This window comes from Shewanella japonica (genome assembly GCF_002075795.1).
GTDB lineage: Bacteria > Pseudomonadota > Gammaproteobacteria > Enterobacterales > Shewanellaceae > Shewanella > Shewanella japonica.
Genome location: NZ_CP020472.1, coordinates 1,291,542 through 1,312,435, shown reverse-complemented (window position 1 = coordinate 1,312,435; position 20,894 = coordinate 1,291,542). Strand labels below are relative to the sequence as shown.

Genomic DNA, 20,894 nt, shown 5'->3' with positions numbered 1-20,894 from the left:
ATGTGCAGGGAAGCGTAGAAGATTCAATCACCATAAATCGCTTACTGCAAAATAAATAACCATCGATGTAACACACCGAAAATACTCCAATGAAGTTTAGTTAACTAACTCCAACAATGAAGTAAAAAACACAAAAGCCCCGCCAGAAGGCGGGGCTTTCAAAGACTGATTAAAGTCTAGAATTAAGCTTCGATGCTAATAAACTTACGGTTATTAGGACCTTTTACTTGAAACTTAACTTTACCGTCTGTTAATGCAAACAAAGTATGGTCACGACCAATACCTACGTTTACACCAGCGTGGAATTTAGTACCACGTTGACGAACGATGATGTTACCAGCAACAACTGATTCACCACCAAAACGCTTAACACCAAGACGTTTACTTTCTGAATCGCGGCCGTTACGAGTAGAACCGCCAGCTTTTTTATGTGCCATGAGTTAGACTCCTAATATTATGCGCTAATCGCAGTGATTTTAACTTCAGTGAACCATTGACGATGGCCCATTTTCTTTTCGTGATGCTTACGACGATTGAACTTTTGAATAGTTACTTTCTCACCGCGACCGTGGCTAACCACTTCAGCAACAACTTTACCACCAGCTACTAATGGAGCACCAACGTGAACGTTTTCACCGTCAGCAACCAATAACACTTGGTCAAACTCAATAGTTTCACCAGTAGCAACTTCAATTTTTTCTAAACGAACTGTATGACCTTCAGCAACACGGTGTTGCTTTCCGCCACTTTGAAAAACAGCGTACATAGCTATTTCACTCCAAATGGACTAACACTCCGGTTCATTATATGTAGATACCGGGTGCTAAAAACTTTTAATGACAATGGGCGCGGAGTCTACGCTAAGATTTACCATCTGGCAAGTGTTAAATGTGAATCAATAAAAAAAGCTCGGTTTAACTCCCACAATCTAAGAACAAAAGCTGTCTAAGGCATGAATTTTAGTTAAAATTTGTTAATATACAATTTGAACCTTATATAGTGGGCAATATAATTTGCCTGATAGCCTAATAACTAGAGACCATTATGGATTTAAACGCCATTCGTCAACTAGCTGATAACGACATGCAAGCCGTAAATCAGTTAATTTACAAACAACTTGAGTCTGATGTTGCACTAATAAACCAACTCGGTTTTTACATTATCAATGGTGGCGGTAAAAGATTACGCCCATTACTTTCGGTACTATCTGCTCGTGCTATCGACTATAAAGGTGAAGAGCATCTTAAGTTAGCAGCTATTATTGAATTTATTCATACTGCTTCTTTATTACACGATGACGTTGTCGATGAATCAACATTGCGTCGTGGTCGTAAAACAGCCAATGCTTTATTTGGAAACAGCGCAAGTGTTTTAGTCGGTGATTTTTTATATACCCGCTCTTTTCAAATGATGACCGAACTCGATAGCATGAAAGTGTTAAGAGTCCTTGCCGACACCACTAATATTCTTGCTGAAGGTGAAGTCTTACAATTAATGAATTGTAATGATCCAGAAACCACCGAAGAGAATTATATGCGGGTGATTTACTGTAAAACAGCAAAATTATTCGAAGCTGCAACCTTGCTCACAGGTGTTATTGCTGACGTAAGCGAAGAGCAACAACATGCTCTTGGTGAATACGGTAAATTTTTAGGCACCGCTTTCCAATTAACCGACGATTTACTTGATTACACGGCCGATGCTGATGAACTTGGCAAAAACATTGGTGATGACTTAGCCGAAGGTAAGCCTACACTGCCATTAATTTATGCTATGGCTCACGGTAGCGATACTGCAAAAGCGTTGATTAAAGAAGCGATTGAAAAAGGCGATGGTACGAAAGCAATTGATGAAATTGTTGCAGCCTTAAATGATTCAGGCGCCCTTGAATACACTAAACAAAAAGCGAACCAAGAAGCTGACAAAGCGATTGCTGCACTGACCCCAATTGCCGATAGTGAATATAAGACAGCATTAATCTCGTTAGCGAAAATTTCAGTTCAACGAAATAACTAATCTGTATTTGGTTAACTATCTACGCTCTGGTATCTGAGCGTAATTAAGCCAACCATCATAAAATGCCCACTACAACTTAGTAGCGGGCATTTTTATTGCTATCAATACAATTTAAATTGTTAAACTTGCCAATCTATAGGTGTTTGCCCTAACTCTGTTAACAGTTGATTTGTTTTAGAGAAGTGACCACTACCAAAAAAGCCTCGATAAGCAGACAGTGGAGAAGGATGTGGCCCTGTTATAACTCGATGTTGCTTCGCATTAATCAACTTACCTTTTTTAATGGCATGAGCGCCCCACAAAATGAATACAATAGGCTCACCTTTATCGTTAAGGGTTTGCATCACTTTATCTGTAAAAGTCTCCCAGCCGGCTTTTGAGTGGGAATGCGCTTTCCCCTCTTCAACCGTTAGCACTGTATTAAGCATTAACACACCTTGTTTAGCCCACTTAGTCAAATCACCATGGTCAGGAATGACAAAGCCATTAATGTCTTGTTGGAGTTCTTTATAAATATTCACTAAAGAAGGCGGTGTTTTTACTCCTTCTTGTACAGAAAAACATAACCCATGAGCTTGACCTGCCCCGTGATAAGGGTCTTGCCCTAAAATCACCACTTTCACATCACTAAAAGGAGTCAATTCGAATGCGCGGTATACATCTTCATCGGCAGGGTAAACCGTTTTCCCTAGCTGTCTTTGATGAGCAACAAACTCATTTAATTCACAAAAATACGGCTCCGCTTGCTGCGTTTTAATCAATGTTTGCCAATCGTTCATCTAGGGGGCTACCTTGTAAAATAGTCAATCTCATTATGGTGTTAATTCGCGAAATACAGCCTTTCAATTACACTTACTAAGACAAAGGTTGAGTCGAAGCAAATAATTAAGAAGATGCTCAATCATACTATGAATCACTGAACACCTATCAACATCCAAGTTTCAAACTTATCCATTAGTGATGGTTATCATTATACTCGGCCAATTAGCCGTCGTCGCTTTAGCTAATATGAAATGATCGAATAAAATGCTCGAGTAAAATGACCGAGTGAAGTGATTCAGGCCCCGCTGATAACGTTCATATTTTCACTAATCCAAGTACCGATGACCAGCTCATTATCAATCAATGGGGTTACCCTGCACAAAACTGGGCTCCTTTTGAAGCATCGCAACGATTCGTTATATCTAGTAACTAACAATAACCCTGTTCAATGCCTCTACCTCTACAATCCTCTCACGCCATTATCAATATATTATGATCCACGTAATAGACAGGTGATCACAGATTCCGCCCCTGATAGCGAATTGAGACTTTATTCTGTCAATAAAATCGGTACACTCATTGCTAAATTAAGTCACTATTACGAGTAGAACTCATGTCAGAACAAAAAACTGAAACAACCATGTACCAACTAGCTGATCAATTTATTGCGCTAGCCAATCAACTAGGTCAAACAGAAAATGATATCGGTAAAGTCGGTACTGCTTTGCGTTTTGCTGCAGCGCGCTACAATGCGTTTGAAGCTGCGATTAAATCAGCCAATCTAGAAGCAGAAAAAGAAAATGCATTGAGCTGGTTCACTGAAGAATACAAAGGCATGTTGAACGAAAACTTAAATGACCACATTAAAAACCCACCAGGTGGTCAACAAGAAGCCAAAGAAGAAAAAGCTGACGATTCTGTGCAGGTCTTCAAAAATTAAGCATGCCGATATTAAGCATGTAAAAAAGCCATCATTACGATGGCTTTTTTGTTGGAGAATTTATCACTAAATAATATCTATAATGACCCTTAAGGCCAGTAGAATAAGCACCACGCCTGACAGCTTATCGATAAGCGCAGCCTTGTCACGTAAGCGAGACAATATCGGCCCATGAGATAATACGACAGCAATGATGGTATACCAGAGTCCATCTACAACCAGTGGGGTTAATACAATTAATGTTTGTCCCGTTAGCGATTCTGCTGCCAATACAAACTGACTAAACAGCGCTAAAAAGAACAACAAAATTTTAGGGTTAAATAACGAAATAGCTAAACCATCGCGAGCTGCTTGAAGTAATGAAGTTGACTCACCTGACTGTAATTTCTGCTCCATCCCCCCTTTAGATTGCAAGGCTTGAAATCCCATCCACGCTAAATAGCACGCTCCAATAAGAGCAATACCATTAAACACTAAAGGTGATTTTTCAAGCACAACGGCCAAGCCCAATAGCGTTACTAATGCGTACACACCAATGCCAATTGAGTGAGCCCAAGCACACACAACGCCGTGTAATCTCCCTCCTGATAACGTATGTCTTAGCACCATAGCTAAACTCGGACCGGGAGACATCGCTCCTAAACAACAGATGGCGAGTAATCCAAGCCATGTACTTAATGCCATTACTTATAAATCCTTCATTCTACCGTGATTATTCATGCTCACTATGCTTGAGCATTTCTGAGGCCCTATTAATGAGTTCAGCGTTATATTTCCGCGCAGAATAGATAAAAATACTGAAATCATGCCGCAAAAAAACGTACGTTATCATGAATGAGCCTTTACAACATTCATTTAACCTCAATTTAAGCAAACCTTGATATAGTACACTGTATTAACATGCTTTTTACTCGAGAAACCACAATGTCATTAATGCTACCGATTTTACTTGGATTATTACTTGCCGGAATTGCTCTACTCATATTTTTTAAAATTAAAGGAAAAAACATTCCTGGTATCGTAATCGTAATATTGGGTTTTATGACAATCTGTTTTACTGGGGTTTATGCTTTTTTGGAAAAAACCGAAGACTACAATGCCTATAAGCGATTGCAGTGGCAACCCCTTAACCCCGCTCAAATTATGCCATTGGTTGAGCAAGGCTACACCGTATTTGTCGATGTCGATGCAGACTGGTGTCTTCCTTGCCGCACCAATAAGGCCAATGTGACCCATCGTGAAATCGTGGTAAACGCACTTGAGGCAGATAACCTTATTTTGATGAAAGGTAACTGGAGTCAACCTAATAAAATGATTGAGGATTACGTTGGTAAAGAAGGTGGAATAGGAACGCCTTTTAACAAAGTCTATGGACCATCACACCCTCAAGGTATCTTATTACCTGTAGAGTTAACCATAAACGCCGTGTTTCAGGCGTTAGAAGCAGCTAAATAATCTCCACGCAAAAAAAAGACTGCCTAGGCAGTCTTTTATGTACGACGTTAACGTAATTTAGAAAATATAGCTTAACTTACCGTAGTAAAAGCCACCATTGTAATCAAATGGACCACTTTCATAATACACTGCACCTAGCACGCCTTGAGTACCATCTTTTAACTCTTGCGCTTCTTGGTCAAACAAGTTGTTTGCTCCAACAGAAAGCGTTAATTGATCAAACATGGTGTAACTGACTTCTAAGTCAACAGTAACAGCTGAGTCTGCCGTTTCAGGGCCCCAATCTGAGGTATCATCCGCATGGGTTGCGTAGTATTCACCAAAGTAATTACCACGCAATGACACACTGATATCATCCCAGGTTTGCCCCCAAGTCAATGTCGCACGGTGAGCCGGAATGCCATCTTCTAAGCGGCGAACTTTACCTTCATCAGTCGTCTCAGGATCGAACTTATCAACACTCGTGTCAGTCCAGCCATACGCTAAGCTGAACATCGTATCACCTGACATTAACTCAGTTTCGTAAGAGCCGACAATATCGATACCTTGCGTCGTGGTATCAAAGTCATTGGTATAATAAGTCACCGCAGAGATGAGCTCTGGGAACTCAACACCAGCATCTCTTAAATCATCATAATCTTCTGGTTCTACTGCAATTTGACTTGACTGAGCAATACGACCTGTCACCTCAATATTGTAGTAATCAACAGTTAAGAAGAAGTCGTCATACTCAAATACAGTACCAATGGCATAGTTAATTGACTCTTCAGGCTCTAATACTTCACCGCCATAAAATGCAGCTAACGGATCGGTTGGAGGCGCGATAAAGGTTTGAATTAAATCACCGTTAACAATAGATGTCTGAGTATTCACGACATTTTCTTGACCAACAGTTGGTGCTCTAAAGCCTGTGCTGTGCGATGCACGCATTGACCAGTAATCTGTGAAAGAGTACTGGGTCGAAATTTTATAGTTTAGTGTATCGCCAAAGGTTGAGAAATCTTCGTAACGAAGTGCAACCCCTAACAACCAGTCATCCGTTAAATACGCTTCAACATCAGCGTAAATACCAATATTACTACGGTCATTTTTACCTGCAGCTCCTGGTCCAAACCCTTTAAAGCCATGAGAACCAATATTGAAGCCTTGATCAGCATAAGGGCCTGCTATCCAAGATGCTTCTTCGCCTTGAGTAATTTCAAAAGACTCTTCTCGCCACTCAAAACCCGTTGCAAAACTAATATCTTCAATTGAGCCAAGTGTAAAGTAACGTGAAAAATCGAGATTTACCGTTGTTTCAACTTGCTCATAAGCACCAGTATCAAAATCGGTTTGTGTGTCCTCAGGATTCACAGCAAGACCGAGTGATGGGTTTAATGAATTATAAAGGCTAAAGCTTGATTTGTTTGAGCCTGTGCCCGCACTGGCATCATACATCCACTCACCTAACTCACCTTCAATACCAGCAAAGAAAGACATATCCTCAATGGTTCCAGCAAATTGCGGAGTATAACCACCTGGACGCACTTGGTTCATAGAGAAACAATTAGCATCAGCAACCATTGCTTGATATGCCGCAGTGTCTAAAACGTTGCCATCTGAACCATCAGCATTTTTCGGGATTGGCACTGGAGCACAGGTTGATTGATCGCCGTTAACAGCCCCTACTAATAAGTTTTCACCGCCATCAACTGAGTAAACGTTGCCACGGTTATGTGGGTTACGATAATAAAATCCACCAATTGCTTCACGAGAAGACACATTACCAAATGCATAAATACGATGATTATCATTTAAGTCAAAACCCGCATTAACAAAAACGGTGTAATCATCATTAATTTCTGGGTTACCCCAAACTTGAGCAGGATCATTAACGTAAGTATTGCCTTGTGCGATTAAATTGCCAGCATCAGGACGCTGCACACTGCGACTGGTGGCATCTGCGGTTTTATACTGCGCACTAATATTAACAAAGCCAGCATCGGTCAAAGGTAACCCAATGTTGCCATCGATAGTCGTTGTCGCGCCATCACCTTCATAGTACTCGCCTTGACTGATACTGATTGACCCCCCTTCAGCACTATCTTTTAGTTGGAAGTTCATCACACCAGCAATAGCGTCAGAACCGTATTGTGCCGCAGCACCATCACGTAATACTTCAACTTGCTTAAGCGCAATACTTGGGATGACAGAAATATCCGGTCCTTGAGCACCATCGTTAATACCACCACCTTGGAAAGCAATAACAGAAGCACGGTGACGACGCTTACCATTAACAAGGATCAGGGTACTGTCAGAAGGAAGACCACGTAAATTGACTGGGCGAACAAGTGTGGCGGCATCACTAATAGGTTGGGCACGCGAGTTAAAAGAAGGCACTGATGTCACCAGCATATCAATCATATCAGTTGAGCCATTTTTTCTCAGGTCATCACTACTGATAATATCTACTGGCACGGGTGATTCACCAACAGAGCGAGGCGCCGCTCGGCTACCTACTACGGCAATTTTTTCAACATTTTCGGCGACTTCTTCATCCTCAGCCATTGCTGCTGTAGACATAACTGAGCCTGCTAAAGCTACCGTTACAGCAAGACTTAACGAATTTAAGCCAAACTTCCTTTTCTTTAGATTAGTCATCATTTTTTGTCTCAAATTATTATATTTATGCTTGTGACGGGTAATTTAATCAGGTGTTTACAATTAAATAATCGTCTCTCCCAAAATGAAATTCTTTCACTTTCATTTACATTTCTATAACAAATAAAACGTAATTGCTAACTATTTCTACTCCCACTCAAAATAATAATCGCCATAAGCAGGCTAAATCAGGATAAATAACTTAACCTTATGAAAATAGCCCACAATTTTAGTTATATTAACTAGATTTAAGCTTTTACTAAAAAAGAATCCGCTAATGCTATCATTGTAGCTAGTTCAAAAAACCAACAACCCGCAAATTTAAAAGCTGGATCAACCAACAAGTTAATAGAGTACAAACTCTAGATTAATTAATAAGATAGATGAAGATTGACTATTTTCAGTAGACCTTTTAATGTAATTCAACCAATCTAAACAAGTGTTTGATTTTCTCGAATAACAATAAATCATGAATAAAAGGGACAGTCTCATGGCGTATGACGCAGAATCACAGCTCAACTTAGATCAATACCACTCTCTAGTCGATTTAATCGAAAAGACCTGTCAGCAGTACGGAAATAACATTGCTTATGCGTGTTTAGGAAAGAACACCACATTTAAAGAAATCGAGTCCGCCTCACGACATTTTGCTGCGTATCTACAAAATCACACTGATTTAACTGCTGGGGACAGCATTGCTATTCAATTGCCCAATATTACTCAGTTTGTCATTGCCGCATACGGAGCCATGCGAGCAGGGTTGGTTATCGTCAATACAAACCCACTTTATACTGAACGTGAACTGATCCACCAATTTAATGATTCAGGCACTAAAGCCTTGGTTGTACTTTCTGATTTGCTACCCACGCTCAATAATGTCGTCTCAAATACAGGTATTTCATTAGTCATTAGTACCCACGCCTTGGATTTAATTTCGCCTCAACCGCAAATAGATACCCCATTCAATAAAATTGAATTTAATCAAATGCTACTTGAGGGTGAGCAATCCACTTTCACTGCTGTTTACCCAAAACAAACAGATCTAGCCGCACTGCAATACACAGGTGGCACCACTGGCTTATCAAAAGGAGCCATGTTAAGTCATCGCAATATGCTAGCTAACTCGGCTCAAGTAAAATCTAGAATTGCCAGCACGATGACACCAGGTAAAGACGTTTTCGTTGCGCCATTGCCGATATATCACATCTATGCCTTTATGGTGAATCTAGTACTCTATTTCGAATCAGGAAGTTGCTCGGTTTTAATCCCAAACCCAAGAGATATCCCAGGGTTAATTAAGACCATGAGTAGCTACCCTTTCACTGGCTTTGCAGGACTTAACACGTTATTTGTTGGTTTATGCCACCAACCAGATTTTCAAGCACTAGACTTTAGCCGACTCACCATTACCATCTCTGGCGGAACGGCGCTTACAAGTGCTGCAGCAAACATATGGCAAAAAACCACAGGTTGTATGATTTCAGAAGGTTATGGTTTATCAGAGACTTCACCTGTCGTGAGTTTAAATGCTCCTGGTTATCAACAATTAGGCACGATTGGTAAACCCGTTCTCGAAACGCAGGTAAAAATTCTCGATATCAATGATAATGAAGTCCCGCTAGGTGAAGCAGGAGAGCTTGCAGTAAAAGGCCCGCAAGTCATGCAAGGCTACTGGAATAAACCGCAAGAAACGGCCAATGTCATGACCGAAGATGGATATTTCAAAACCGGTGACATTGCAGTTGCAACACCTGATGGTTTTCATAAAATTGTCGATCGCAAAAAAGATATGATCATTGTATCAGGGTTTAATGTTTATCCTAACGAAGTTGAGGATGTATTATCGCAGCACGAATTAATCCTTGAATGTGCTGTCGTTGGGGTCAGTGATGATAAATCTGGTGAGGCAGTTAAAGCGGTAATCGTTTTAAAAGAGCCAACATCTGATGATGCAGCCACAAAACAGCTCATTTCAGACTATTGTCGCAGCCAATTAACCGCCTATAAAATTCCAAGGTTAATTGAATTTACCGAGCAACTACCTAAAAGTACCGTTGGTAAAATTCTTAGACGAGAACTCAGAAAATAACACTTTTTGATAAACAGCCCACGACAATGAATAAAGTGGGCTGCTTATCTGTTCGTTAGGCCATCAACACTCAAGGCATGCATACCCAAGGTTTAAGCACTCAAGGTTTAAATAATTAGCCTACTAATATTCAAAACATGGTTTGAAATAGCTGGTCACTCATATCTCGCTCTTTAAACCTAGCGCTTTCACCAAATCCTTATATTGATGTGTCAGTCAGTAACTGCAAACTAGCAAACTCTTTATAGGTCTCACTCGATTGCATAAGCTCTTGATGTGAACCAATCGCCACCACTTGACCCTTTTCTAACACAATAATCCTATCAGCATTGATCACTGTCGCTAATCGATGGGCAATAATTAACGTCGTTCTACCTTGCATCAAATTATCTAAGCCTTGCTTAACTTTTACTTCGCTAACAGCATCAAGCGCACTCGTGGCTTCATCAAGTAATAGGATTGGTCTGTCAGCAAGAATAGCTCTAGCAATGGCAATACGCTGCTTTTGTCCGCCAGACAACTTAACCCCACGTTCCCCTAAATACGTATCATATCCATCCGACAACTCTTGAATGAACTCATGGGCTTTTGCTGTTATACAGGCGTTTATCACCTCTTCTTTTGTTGCATCAGCTCGCCCGTAGCGGACATTTTCAAAGACATTAGTGGCAAAAATAACTGACTCTTGCGGCACTAAGGCATATTGCTCCCTTAGCTGCTGTAAAGTGACTTCAGCCACATCCACTCCGTCTAAAAGCACTTTGCCTGATTTAGGTTGATAAAATCGCAGTAATAGTTCAAATAAGGTGCTTTTACCTGCGCCACTCTCACCAACTAATGCCACTCTTTCACCCGCTTTGATCTCAAGATTAATTCCCTTAATCACATCTTCATTACTACTTGGGTAAGCAAACCTTAACGACTCAAGTGACAAACTGCCATTGATTGCAGCAGGCAAAGACTTAGGCGCTTTAACCTCAGGGATATCAATAGGGGTATTGACCAGCTCAATTAGTCGTTCAGCTGCACCTGAAGCTCGTTGTATTTCACTAAAAACTTCACTAATGGTGGCCACAGAGCCCGCCGCCATAACAGCGTAAAACATAAATGCGGATAGTTCTCCAGCGGTAATATTTTGCAACATGACATCTTGAGCGCCCACCCAAAGCACGACAGCAATTGCAGCAATACTTAAAAACATCACCGACGAAATTAATATCGAACGATATAAAATACGAGTTTGAGCAACAGACATCACCGCTTCAACCTGTTGATTAAATACATTGCGGTCTTGTTGCTCGTGACCATAAGCTTGCACTGTGTGTATCTCATGCAAGGTCTCATCAATATTAGCGCCTAAATCGCCAACTTTATCTTGGCTCTTACGCGAGTACTCACGCACTTTTTTACCCAGTAATATCACAGGTACAAACACTAAAGGTACAGCAAGCAGTACAAGGCCAGTCAGCTTTAAGCTGGTAATTGCCATCATCACTAAGGCACCAGTAACCGTAACTGATGAGCGAAATGCCATCGATAAACTACTACCAACCACGCTTTGCAATAAGGTACTGTCAGCGGTAAAACGAGAGATTACTTCACCCGTTCTTTGCTCCGCAAAAAAAGCAGGGGATAGATTAAGTAAATGGTTATAGACCTTGAGACGAATATCCGCAATCACACGCTCGCCGAGCCAAGTCATCAAATAAAAACGACAAAATACCGCTGTGCCGCTGATAGCTGTGATGCCCAAAATAAACAAAACAATCTCGTTGAGTCGCTCAGCATTATCTGCAACAAAGCCTTCATCGACCATCATTTTGACCCCTTGGCCAAGAGACAACCAAGCAAAAGAGCCAATAAAAAGAAAAGTAATAGCGGCAACCACTTTTAGTTTATGGGGCTTTAAAAATCCCATAATCCAAGGAAAAACGGCATATTGAGTGGCGGGTTCAGGTTTGATGTTGGTGATATCACTTGCTGAGGTAGAGTTCAAAATAAATACCCATAAACACATAAGGGCATCAATAGTATCAACAAACAACGAATAAAATGAAGGAATAACAATAACAAGTTAATACATGAAGTCAGTTTGGCTGTAAGGTCAAAAAAGTGGTTACAGGAATACGAGTAACCACATTGAACAAAGAATGAGTTAAGCGCCGACTTACTCTTTTATATTGGTATCAATCGACTTTAGCGAGCGCAAAAAGATCCCTAAACCACCCACACTTAATACCAGAATCACAATTAAATCGAATGCACTCATATGGCTAAAGCGGAAGTTAATCGAACTTATCACACCAAATATTAAACCGACTAATGAACCAAAGGTTAAGATCCAACCCAATATATTCTTCGCATTATAAAATATTAGCCCAATACCAAACATGAAGGGGATCATAATCATCCCGCTCGTTAGATTCATGCCACCAACACTGTATAAGCTATGACTAAAACCAAAAGAACTGGTAACTTTTATTGCTTTTAGCAACATGTAAAAGCCGCCACACATCATGATTAAGCCGATAAAAAACGAACCAATTCCACCTGATGTACCACCTGCACCGTTCATACAACTCCTTTGTAGAAAAACGTAATCTTGTGTTCGATGTTACTGTCAGCGATCTACAATAGCAATATTGTTTCATCTGTAATCGATGGCGCATTTTTCAATACATTCAATATTTAGTGCAACGGCATCCTTTGCAGACTTGCCTCACACTCTACCCTCGCACATTGTCAGCTTATCTGCGATAATTGCCGGCTATTTCATGATGGTTGCTTTAGGTAAAAAATAATGACGGTTAGTGAGTTTTCTTGTGCAGGTATTGAATTAGCGTTATTTCGCTACCCTAAGCAGCAAGAGTCAAATCTGCAAGCTTGGGATGCCGCAGATGAGCACTTAATAAAACACCTTGTTGAAACCGCACATATTCCAGCTAATACTGCTATTTTGAATGACAATTTCGGCGCACTTCAATGCGGCCTCACTCGTTTAGACAACACTTGGCCGTTGTGGATTGAAACTGATGCTAAAACCAGTTTACTTGGCGCAGAGTACAACCTTAGCGCTAATGAGTTGGCCCCAACAAACATCAGCCGCCTTAATAGCCGAGAGCAACTGCCTAATGACATTAAATTGGTCATTGTTAAACTGCCTAAAAATCTGACTTATTTTACTCAGCAATTACAACGTTTATCGCAAGTATTAGCTGAGGGCACTCAAATTCTAATTAGTGCTAAAGCAAAGAATATTAATAAATCATTACTTGGCCTCATTGAACAAAATTTAGGCCCTGCTTCTGCAAGTTTAACGTGGAAAAAAACACGTATCATTACCTGTACTGCTGACGGGATAAAGCGATCATTACTTAAAGAAGTCTCTTGGCCAGTTAAAGAGTTTAATTTAACCATCAATAACTTCAGTAATGTATTTGCTGCCAACAAACTCGATATCGGCGCACGTATTATGCTAGATAATATGCCAGAAGGCGCCTTTAAAACCATCATCGATTTAGGATGTGGAAATGGCATTTTAGGTTTACGTGCCGCACAACTGTACCCACAAGCGCATATCCATTTTGTCGATGATTCTGAAATGGCTATTGCATCAAGTCAGTACAACTGGGAAGCAAACGGACTCAATCATGATCAAGGACATTTTCATTGGGATGACTGTTTAACCCACTTAGATGAAAACGTCAGTGCCGACTTAGTCTTATGTAATCCGCCTTTTCACCAAGGAGAAGCAATTACCGATCATATTGCTTGGCAAATGTTTCTTGATGCCAAAAGACGATTAGCGACAGGCGGTATTTTACATGTTGTTGGCAACCGTCATTTGTCCTACCACATTAAACTAAAACGTATTTTTAAAAATTGCACTACCATTGCATCAAATGGCAAGTTTGTCATTTTACAAGCCACTAAATAGACGAAAGTTAATCTCATCGATTAACTGTCGTCAACATGGCTATCTCCACGATACTTTTCCAAGATTAACAGACTAACTGGCAAGTTTAATGGGCATTCGAGTTGTTCAAAACAGGGTCCAATGGATTTGGTAATGGGATATTCTCGTAGCGAGATGTCAGTTTTCTCGCTACGAATTAGTGAAGAGTAAACATGCCTAAATAGACTAACTGCTAAAGCTTGTCTTATTCATGCTGACATAAAATCTAGTGCTTTAACTATTAACGCCCTCGCTAGATCACATCACATCAAAACCAGCCATAAACAACCATAAACAACCATTAGTAGCACAAACCAATGATGACTCTCCCTCAAATGGCCGCGAAACTCAACGAACTATCAACCCGTAATCTGTCAATATTCACCACAACAATTAATTGGTAATAACAAGCAGAACAAATTGGTTGACAATTGATTTTATTAAAAGATATTATTGGTTTTAAAGCGTGCTCCAAGTCACACTTGCAAGGGGCTCCAGCGTTTACAAATTTAGAACATTTATATAATTCAATGAACTTAAACGCAGATAAAACAGCTGTTAAAGCTTTACCAACTAAGCCTTTAAGCATAAAAAGTATGCCTTTAAGGAATAAAAACTGGTTCAACAACGCCTATGTTAATTGTTTAAAACATCTATTTTATTAGTTTAACCAGGTTGTGCGCTCCAGATCCCCCCCTCGTTTGGAGCGAAAAAAAGACCTCTCATATCGAGAGGCCTTTTTACTAATATTGGCAGAATCATCTTAGTTCAATACAAATAATATACTGTTTATAAAATACTGTTTATAAAATAAAAAGCCTTCTCGTTAAAGAAGGCTTTTAATCTGTTAGTGAAAGCGACTGCGCTTTTACTCACCAGGGACTAATTAACCCAATCGGTTAACCAAATTATCAATCGAGTATAAATCACGTTTTTCGCTGTTCTTACGACGGACTTCTTCAAGCGCTTGAGCTTCAACAGTATCGAATAACACATTGATTAATCTATTAAAGTGCTTATGCATTGCTAAACGTGCTTCTGATGCATCGTTTGCAGCTAACGCTTTATAAATGGAAGTATGCTCATCAAGTGTTTTCTTATTATCTTTACTACAAACACTGTCGTAATCAGTAATTATTTTTTGGCTTGATGCACGCAATGCCCATAGGTTTTGAAATGACTTAATCAATGCGCCGTTACGAGTCGCATTGGCAATTATTTGATGGAACATTTCATCAGCCTCTTCGACATAAGACTTATTTTCCATCATTATCAATGTTTTATTTAACTCAACCAATTCTTCTTCAGTGATAGTATTGGCAGCTAACGCAGCAATTTCACCTTCTACTAAGGCGCGAGCTTGAGTTAATTCAAATGCATTAATCTTGTTTGCAGGGTTATTGGTCGCAACAGATTGTAATACATACACACCCGAGCCTGTTTTAACTTCAATTTTTTCGCGCACTTCCAGTGCAATAATTGCTTCACGAATGGTGGGTCTGCTGACATCAAACTTTTCAGCTAACTCTCTTTCTGGCGGTAAGCGACTACCTGGTGCATATTCGCCGTTAGCAATAGACGCTTCAATCTCTTCAACGATGCGCCAAAACATACGCCTATTCTTCATGTCTGGTCCTTCAATAGTTAAAACCAATTAGATTTAGTTATTACTTACCATCATATCTATTTACTAAGTCAACGCAAATCCTATTTGAAATTTTTATTGTACTTGAACGATTTTCGCACTAGCTTAAGTCTAGTTAATAATTTGTTATTGGCAATAACAAAAATAAAAACAATTTGCACAATTGGTAACACAAAGTGGTTGACAAAACACCTTACCATTGGTTAGTTTCTACTCAGACACAAAGTTGTATTTAAAATAGAGTGGTATTTAAAGATCGTGTTTAAAGGATTGTGTTCACATTTTGATTAAACAATATGTAATCTGGGGAGATTAACGTGAAACTCAATAAAATCAATAATGCACTGAGATTAAGCAGAAGGCATTTTCAGCCAAAATCTGCACTCTACAGTTCAGCACTATTAGCCTTTATCGCATCACCTGCTTTCGCACAAGATGAAGTTGACGCTGTTAAAGTCACAACGCCAAATGCGCAAGTATCAGAACAAGAAGCAGATAATAAAAATGACAGCCCTGATATTGACGTCATTAAAGTAAGCGGACTTCGCGGCACAATGAGCCGAAAATCATAACACGTGGTAATGACACCACAGTTGCTGATTATTCTCGCTCAGGCTCTAAGTATTTCCTTGGTGCAAAAGTTAAGTTTTAACCTCAAGTAAAACTTAGTCGTACAGCTCCTATCTCGATGATTGAGATAGGAGTTTATTTCCAAGGTAAAGATTGAACAAAGTAATCAAACGACCTAGCGCTAATAAATATAAAAAGAGAGTCATTATGAGTTTTCAAAGCAAGTCGACAAATAACCCAATAAACAATGACAAGTTGTTCTCACTTTCGTTAAAGTCCGCGTTTATGCTGAGTTTAGTGTTTTCTTCAAGCTATATTCAAGCCGCTTCCTATACCGTAAGCACGCCTGATGAATTTAAAGACACAGTAAAAAAGCTGGTCGCTGGAGATAACATTATTCTTGCTAACGGTACTTGGCAGGATTTTGAAATTAAGTTTAAAGGCCAAGGTACAAAAGAAGCCCCTATTTCACTAACGGCAGAGACTAAAGGGAAAGTTATCCTTTCTGGTCAATCAAACTTAAAAATGTCAGGTGAATATTTACATGTATCTGGCTTAGTTTTTAAATCAGGTTTCACCCCAAGCAATGAAGTCATTGCATTTAGAACCAGTAAAAACGATCTCGCAAATAACTCCCGCGTTTCTGAAGTCGTGATTGATAATTACAGCAACCCAGATAGACATGAGTCTGATTACTGGGTGTCTTTATATGGTAAAAACAACCGTTTTGACCACAACCATTTAGTTGGAAAGCGCAATAAAGGTGTGACATTAGCCGTCAGATTAAATACTGAAGCCAGCCAAGAAAATCACCATAAAATTGATCACAACTACTTTGGTCCAAGACCGATTCTTGGGTCAAATGGCGGAGAAACATTGCGCATTGGCACCAGCCATTATTCGATGAGCGATTCTTTTACCGTTGTTGAAAATAACTATTTCGACCGTTGTGATGGTGAAGTAGAAATCATCTCAATTAAGTCTGCTAATAATAAAGTTAGCAATAATACATTTTTTGAATCGCGCGGAACCCTTACCTTACGACATGGCAATGGTAACCTCATCGACAGTAATGTGTTTTTGGGTAATGGCGTAGACCACACAGGCGGCATTCGTATTATTAACCGTGACCAAACCATTACTAATAACTATTTAGAAGGTCTTAAAGGTTACCGATTCGGAAGCGGCTTTACGATTATGAATGGTGTACCTAACTCACCCATTAATCGTTATCATCAAGTCGTTAATGCTAACGTTCACCATAATAGTTTTATCGATGTCGACCACATTCATTTAGCTGCAGGTAGCGATCAAGAACGCTCTGCAGTACCAAAAGATTCTTCTGTCTCTGAAAATTTATTTGTTAATAATAATCAACAAGCTCCCTTCTCTATTTTTGACGATATTTCGGGGATTTCATTTTCAAACAATATCTCTAATGAACTATCGAATAACGAGATTGAACAAGGGATTAAGCAAACTGAAATTAAATTAACCCGTGAGAAAAATGGCTTACTTTACCCAACATCAGGTAATGACAACATTGGCGCACCTAAAAGCCTTTCTCCAACATTAAAGTCGCAAACAGGCGTTAACTGGTACCCAAAAACAGAGCCAGAAACCGCATTTGATTCAGGAAAAACGCATACTGTTGCTAATGCAGAAGCCTTTATTAATCAAGTGAAGTCAGCAGCAGATGGTGATGTCATTTTATTAAAAGCAGGTCAGTATCATGTTGAGAAAATTCTTGAACTTGATAAAACACTCACCATTAAATCAGCGCAAACAGAAAAGCCCACGATCACCTTTAGTCGCCCAACTTTATTTGAAATTCAAAATGGCGGTAGCTTAAAGCTTGATAGTGTAAAAATTAGTGGTGCCAACAGCTTAGACTCTGCAGGCAACACCGTTGTTAGAACCAGCAAATGGGGCATGTTAACCAACTACCGCTTCAGTATGTTTAACAGCGATATCGAGCAGCTTAATATTAACCATTCGTTCCACTTTTTTGACTCTGGAGCACGCGCGTTTGCAAATAACATCGAGATAATCAACAACAACTTTAATCTCATTACAGGTGATATTTTTAGACTCAATAAAGAAACTGACGACTTAGGTATTTATAACGCTGAATATCTGACTATCAATAACAATCACTTCAACCAAATTGAAGGCGCTATTGTGAAGTTGTATCGAGGTGGCACCGATGAAAGCACCTTTGGCCCACACCTAAGCTTTAAAAATAACGACGTTAAACAAGTCGGCAATGGCAAACGCAATAAAACCCATGCAAGTTTGTTCCTCCATGGCGCTCAAGTTGCTGACATCAATAAAAATCAATTTGTAGATAGTGCGTACGTCAACATTGAACACACCACTGGTGAGCCCATTACTAAGGTCACTCACAATCAGTTTACCAATACCGCCAAGCCTAAAGTCACAGAGTTATATGCAATTGGTAAAACCACTGCATTAATCGCTGATAACACGGTTAACCACACTAACAATAAAGCGCAGTAATTATGATTTCTTTATCGATAGCCTTAATCAAACAATCAGCTTTAGTAAAAAGCATACGACGTTCTGGTGTATTTGCTTTCTCAGTCACTTTGTTAGTGTCTGTGAGCGCCTTATTATCACCAGTGCATGCATCACAATCGACACATCCAAACTTAGTTGTAAACCAGCAAGATGTGTTAACTATGCGTGCTGCAATTAAACAACCAGGTTCATTTAAACAAGCATTTGAAGCGCAAAAAGCTCAAGTCGATAGCTTATTAACACAACCGATTTTGGTGCCTGTTCCTGTCGATGCAGGCGGGGGTTATACGCACGAACGCCACAAGAAAAACTATCAACAAATGTACGACGCTGGCATGATGTATCAGCTGACTCAACAACAAAAATACGCTGATTATGTGCGTGATATGTTACTTGAGTATGCCAAACTATACCCAAGCCTTCCTTTACATCCAAAGCGTAAGTCACGCAACGAAGGTAAGTTATTTTGGCAAGGGTTGAATGAAGCGGTATGGCTTGTTTATACCATCCAAGCGTATGACTTTATCGTAAGTTCGCTTGATGACACTCAGCGAAAAACCATTGAAACTGGCATTCTTCTTCCAGTGGCAGACTTCTTGTCAGTGCAATCACCCCATACCTTCAATAAGGTTCATAATCATGGTACTTGGGCGACTGCTGCTGTGGGGATGACAGGCTTTGTGTTAGATAAGCCTGAGTTAGTAGAAACAGCACTGCTTGATCTTGAAAAATCTGGCAAAGGCGGTTTTTTACGTCAACTAGATGAGTTGTTCTCACCAGATGGTTATTACAATGAAGGGCCATATTATCAACGCTATGCCTTACTACCTTTCGTTACCTTTGCAAAAGCCATCGAGCAAAATCAACCTGAACGCAAGATTTTTGAGTACCGCAATAATATTTTACTCAAAGCTATCTACAGCACAGTTGAATTAAGCTACAACCGTTTATTCTTTCCGTTAAATGATGCAATTAAGAGTAAAGGCATAGATACCACTGAACTTGTGATTGCGGTCAGCATTGCTTATGGCTTAACAGCTAATAATGATTTAGTTGATATTGCAAAACAACAAAACAGAATCTTACTCACTGGAGATGGCCTTAAATTAGCGCAAGCAATCGATGCGAATAAGCCAAGCCACTATCCTTTTATTTCACGTGAATTCCTTGATGGTAAAAATGGTGATGAAGGTGCATTAATTGTAATGCGTCAGCACACCCCGACTGATCAGGCAATCGTATTCAAAGCAACAGCTCAAGGCTTAGGTCACGGTCATTTTGATAAGCTTACATGGCAATTTTATGATGCAGGCGAAGAAATTGTCTCAGATTATGGCGCTGCTAGATTCTTAAATATTGAAGCCAAAGCCGGTGGACGTTACCTACCTGAAAATAAGACATGGGCAAAACAAACCGTTGCGCACAACACTTTAGTTGTCGACGAGACCAGTCATTTTAAAGGTGATGTAAAAGTGGGTAATAAAAATCACCCTATCGTCGACTTCTATCATCATGATGACAAATTAACGCTAGCATCTGCTCATATCGATACCGCTTATGATGACGTCAATATAAGCCGAACCATGGCATTGGTTTCTGTCAAAGTTGATGACAAAGACACGCCACTTGTGTTTGATATCGTCGAGGTTAATAGCGACAACTCACATCAATATGACCTGCCATTACACTACCAAGGGCAACTAATCGACAGCAACTTTGCTCGTCAAGCTGCAACGGAAAAGTTAACCCCACTGGGTAAACAAGCGGGTTATCAACACCTGTGGCTTAAAGCGAATGCGACGCCTAAAAAAGGGTTAGCAAAAGTCACTTGGTTAAACGACAACGGTCTGTTTTATACCCATAGCAGTATCGTTGATGGCAATACTGACGTGTTATTTACTCAGCTAGGTGCCAATGACCCTGACTTTAACCTACGTAATGAGCATAGCTTTATTCAACGTACCAATAGCAAGCAACATCGTTTTGTGAGCGTACTGGAGCCCCATGGCGAATATAACCCATCGGCTGAATACACCCTAAATGCCACCAGCAATTTAGAGACCCTAACTTATGAACGTCAAGGTGATCTCAGCATTGTCGGGTTTAGCGTTCTCAGTAATCAAGGTAGTACAACTTTTGTACTTGCCATAAACCACCAAACCAAGAATAGCTTGGACAACAACAAAGATAACAACACAACCCAGCGCTTTTCTTATCTAGGCAAAACATACAGTTTTGACACTAGATACCAGTTAATACAAATTTCGCAGTAGGAGTTAAC

Annotated in this window: 16 protein-coding genes; 8 read left to right on the top strand and 8 right to left on the bottom strand. The window is 39.9% G+C overall.

Annotated features, from left to right (window positions below):
• Positions 1-182: 182 nt before the first annotated feature.
• Complete coding sequence (gene rpmA / locus SJ2017_RS05620; RefSeq protein ID WP_055024328.1) at positions 183-437, bottom strand: 50S ribosomal protein L27; 255 nt, start codon at positions 435-437, stop codon at positions 183-185.
• Positions 438-454: 17 nt separating this feature from the next.
• Positions 455-766, bottom strand: coding sequence for a 50S ribosomal protein L21 (rplU, locus tag SJ2017_RS05615; protein WP_055024329.1), 312 nt, complete (start codon positions 764-766; stop codon positions 455-457).
• A gap of 278 nt (positions 767-1,044) precedes the next feature.
• Between rplU and ispB the strand changes: the two genes are divergently transcribed.
• On the top strand, positions 1,045-2,016 hold the full coding sequence (ispB, locus tag SJ2017_RS05610; RefSeq protein ID WP_080915141.1) for an octaprenyl diphosphate synthase: 972 nt from the start codon (positions 1,045-1,047) through the stop codon (positions 2,014-2,016).
• 119 nt (positions 2,017-2,135) lie between these two features.
• Here ispB and ung read toward each other — a convergent pair whose 3' ends face one another.
• The gene (gene ung / locus SJ2017_RS05605) at positions 2,136-2,795 is read right to left on the bottom strand and encodes a uracil-DNA glycosylase (protein ID WP_080915140.1); all 660 of its coding nucleotides are present in this window, start codon (positions 2,793-2,795) and stop codon (positions 2,136-2,138) included.
• Positions 2,796-3,391: 596 nt separating this feature from the next.
• On the opposite strand from ung, the gene SJ2017_RS05600 reads away from it, so the two are divergent.
• The gene (locus SJ2017_RS05600; RefSeq protein WP_055024332.1) at positions 3,392-3,718 is read left to right on the top strand and encodes a DUF3144 domain-containing protein; all 327 of its coding nucleotides are present in this window, start codon (positions 3,392-3,394) and stop codon (positions 3,716-3,718) included.
• 66 nt (positions 3,719-3,784) lie between these two features.
• Here the strand turns inward: SJ2017_RS05600 and SJ2017_RS05595 are convergent, their stop codons facing one another.
• Positions 3,785-4,402: a LysE family translocator gene (locus SJ2017_RS05595; protein WP_055024333.1), complete on the bottom strand. Its 618-nt coding sequence runs from the start codon at positions 4,400-4,402 to the stop codon at positions 3,785-3,787.
• A gap of 216 nt (positions 4,403-4,618) precedes the next feature.
• On the opposite strand from SJ2017_RS05595, the gene SJ2017_RS05590 reads away from it, so the two are divergent.
• The gene (locus SJ2017_RS05590) at positions 4,619-5,173 is read left to right on the top strand and encodes a thioredoxin family protein (protein WP_055024334.1); all 555 of its coding nucleotides are present in this window, start codon (positions 4,619-4,621) and stop codon (positions 5,171-5,173) included.
• A 57-nt stretch (positions 5,174-5,230) separates the two neighbouring features.
• Here SJ2017_RS05590 and SJ2017_RS05585 read toward each other — a convergent pair whose 3' ends face one another.
• Entirely contained in the window at positions 5,231-7,816 is a 2,586-nt protein-coding gene (locus SJ2017_RS05585) for a TonB-dependent receptor plug domain-containing protein (protein WP_080915138.1), read from the bottom strand.
• Between the two features lie 487 nt (positions 7,817-8,303).
• Between SJ2017_RS05585 and SJ2017_RS05580 the strand changes: the two genes are divergently transcribed.
• Positions 8,304-9,902: an AMP-binding protein gene (locus tag SJ2017_RS05580; RefSeq protein WP_080915137.1), complete on the top strand. Its 1,599-nt coding sequence runs from the start codon at positions 8,304-8,306 to the stop codon at positions 9,900-9,902.
• A 199-nt stretch (positions 9,903-10,101) separates the two neighbouring features.
• Here the strand turns inward: SJ2017_RS05580 and SJ2017_RS05575 are convergent, their stop codons facing one another.
• On the bottom strand, positions 10,102-11,898 hold the full coding sequence (locus SJ2017_RS05575; protein ID WP_420876296.1) for an ABC transporter transmembrane domain-containing protein: 1,797 nt from the start codon (positions 11,896-11,898) through the stop codon (positions 10,102-10,104).
• Positions 11,899-12,069: 171 nt separating this feature from the next.
• Entirely contained in the window at positions 12,070-12,477 is a 408-nt protein-coding gene (locus SJ2017_RS05570; RefSeq protein WP_080915135.1) for a hypothetical protein, read from the bottom strand.
• Between the two features lie 225 nt (positions 12,478-12,702).
• On the opposite strand from SJ2017_RS05570, the gene SJ2017_RS05565 reads away from it, so the two are divergent.
• Positions 12,703-13,839, top strand: a complete 1,137-nt coding sequence (locus SJ2017_RS05565; RefSeq protein ID WP_080915134.1) for a methyltransferase — start codon at positions 12,703-12,705, stop codon at positions 13,837-13,839.
• 904 nt (positions 13,840-14,743) lie between these two features.
• Here the strand turns inward: SJ2017_RS05565 and SJ2017_RS05555 are convergent.
• On the bottom strand, positions 14,744-15,484 hold the full coding sequence (locus SJ2017_RS05555; RefSeq protein ID WP_055024341.1) for a FadR/GntR family transcriptional regulator: 741 nt from the start codon (positions 15,482-15,484) through the stop codon (positions 14,744-14,746).
• A gap of 335 nt (positions 15,485-15,819) precedes the next feature.
• Here SJ2017_RS05555 and SJ2017_RS05550 point away from each other — a divergent pair, with 335 nt between their 5' ends.
• The 3 genes from SJ2017_RS05550 to SJ2017_RS05540 all read left to right on the top strand — a co-directional run bounded on the left by SJ2017_RS05550 (position 15,820) and on the right by SJ2017_RS05540 (position 20,886).
• On the top strand, positions 15,820-16,074 hold the full coding sequence (locus tag SJ2017_RS05550) for a hypothetical protein (protein WP_080915132.1): 255 nt from the start codon (positions 15,820-15,822) through the stop codon (positions 16,072-16,074).
• Positions 16,075-16,279: 205 nt separating this feature from the next.
• Complete coding sequence (locus tag SJ2017_RS05545) at positions 16,280-18,592, top strand: polysaccharide lyase 6 family protein (protein ID WP_080915131.1); 2,313 nt, start codon at positions 16,280-16,282, stop codon at positions 18,590-18,592.
• Between the two features lie 2 nt (positions 18,593-18,594).
• On the top strand, positions 18,595-20,886 hold the full coding sequence (locus tag SJ2017_RS05540) for a heparinase II/III domain-containing protein (RefSeq protein WP_080915130.1): 2,292 nt from the start codon (positions 18,595-18,597) through the stop codon (positions 20,884-20,886).
• Positions 20,887-20,894: the final 8 nt, after the last annotated feature.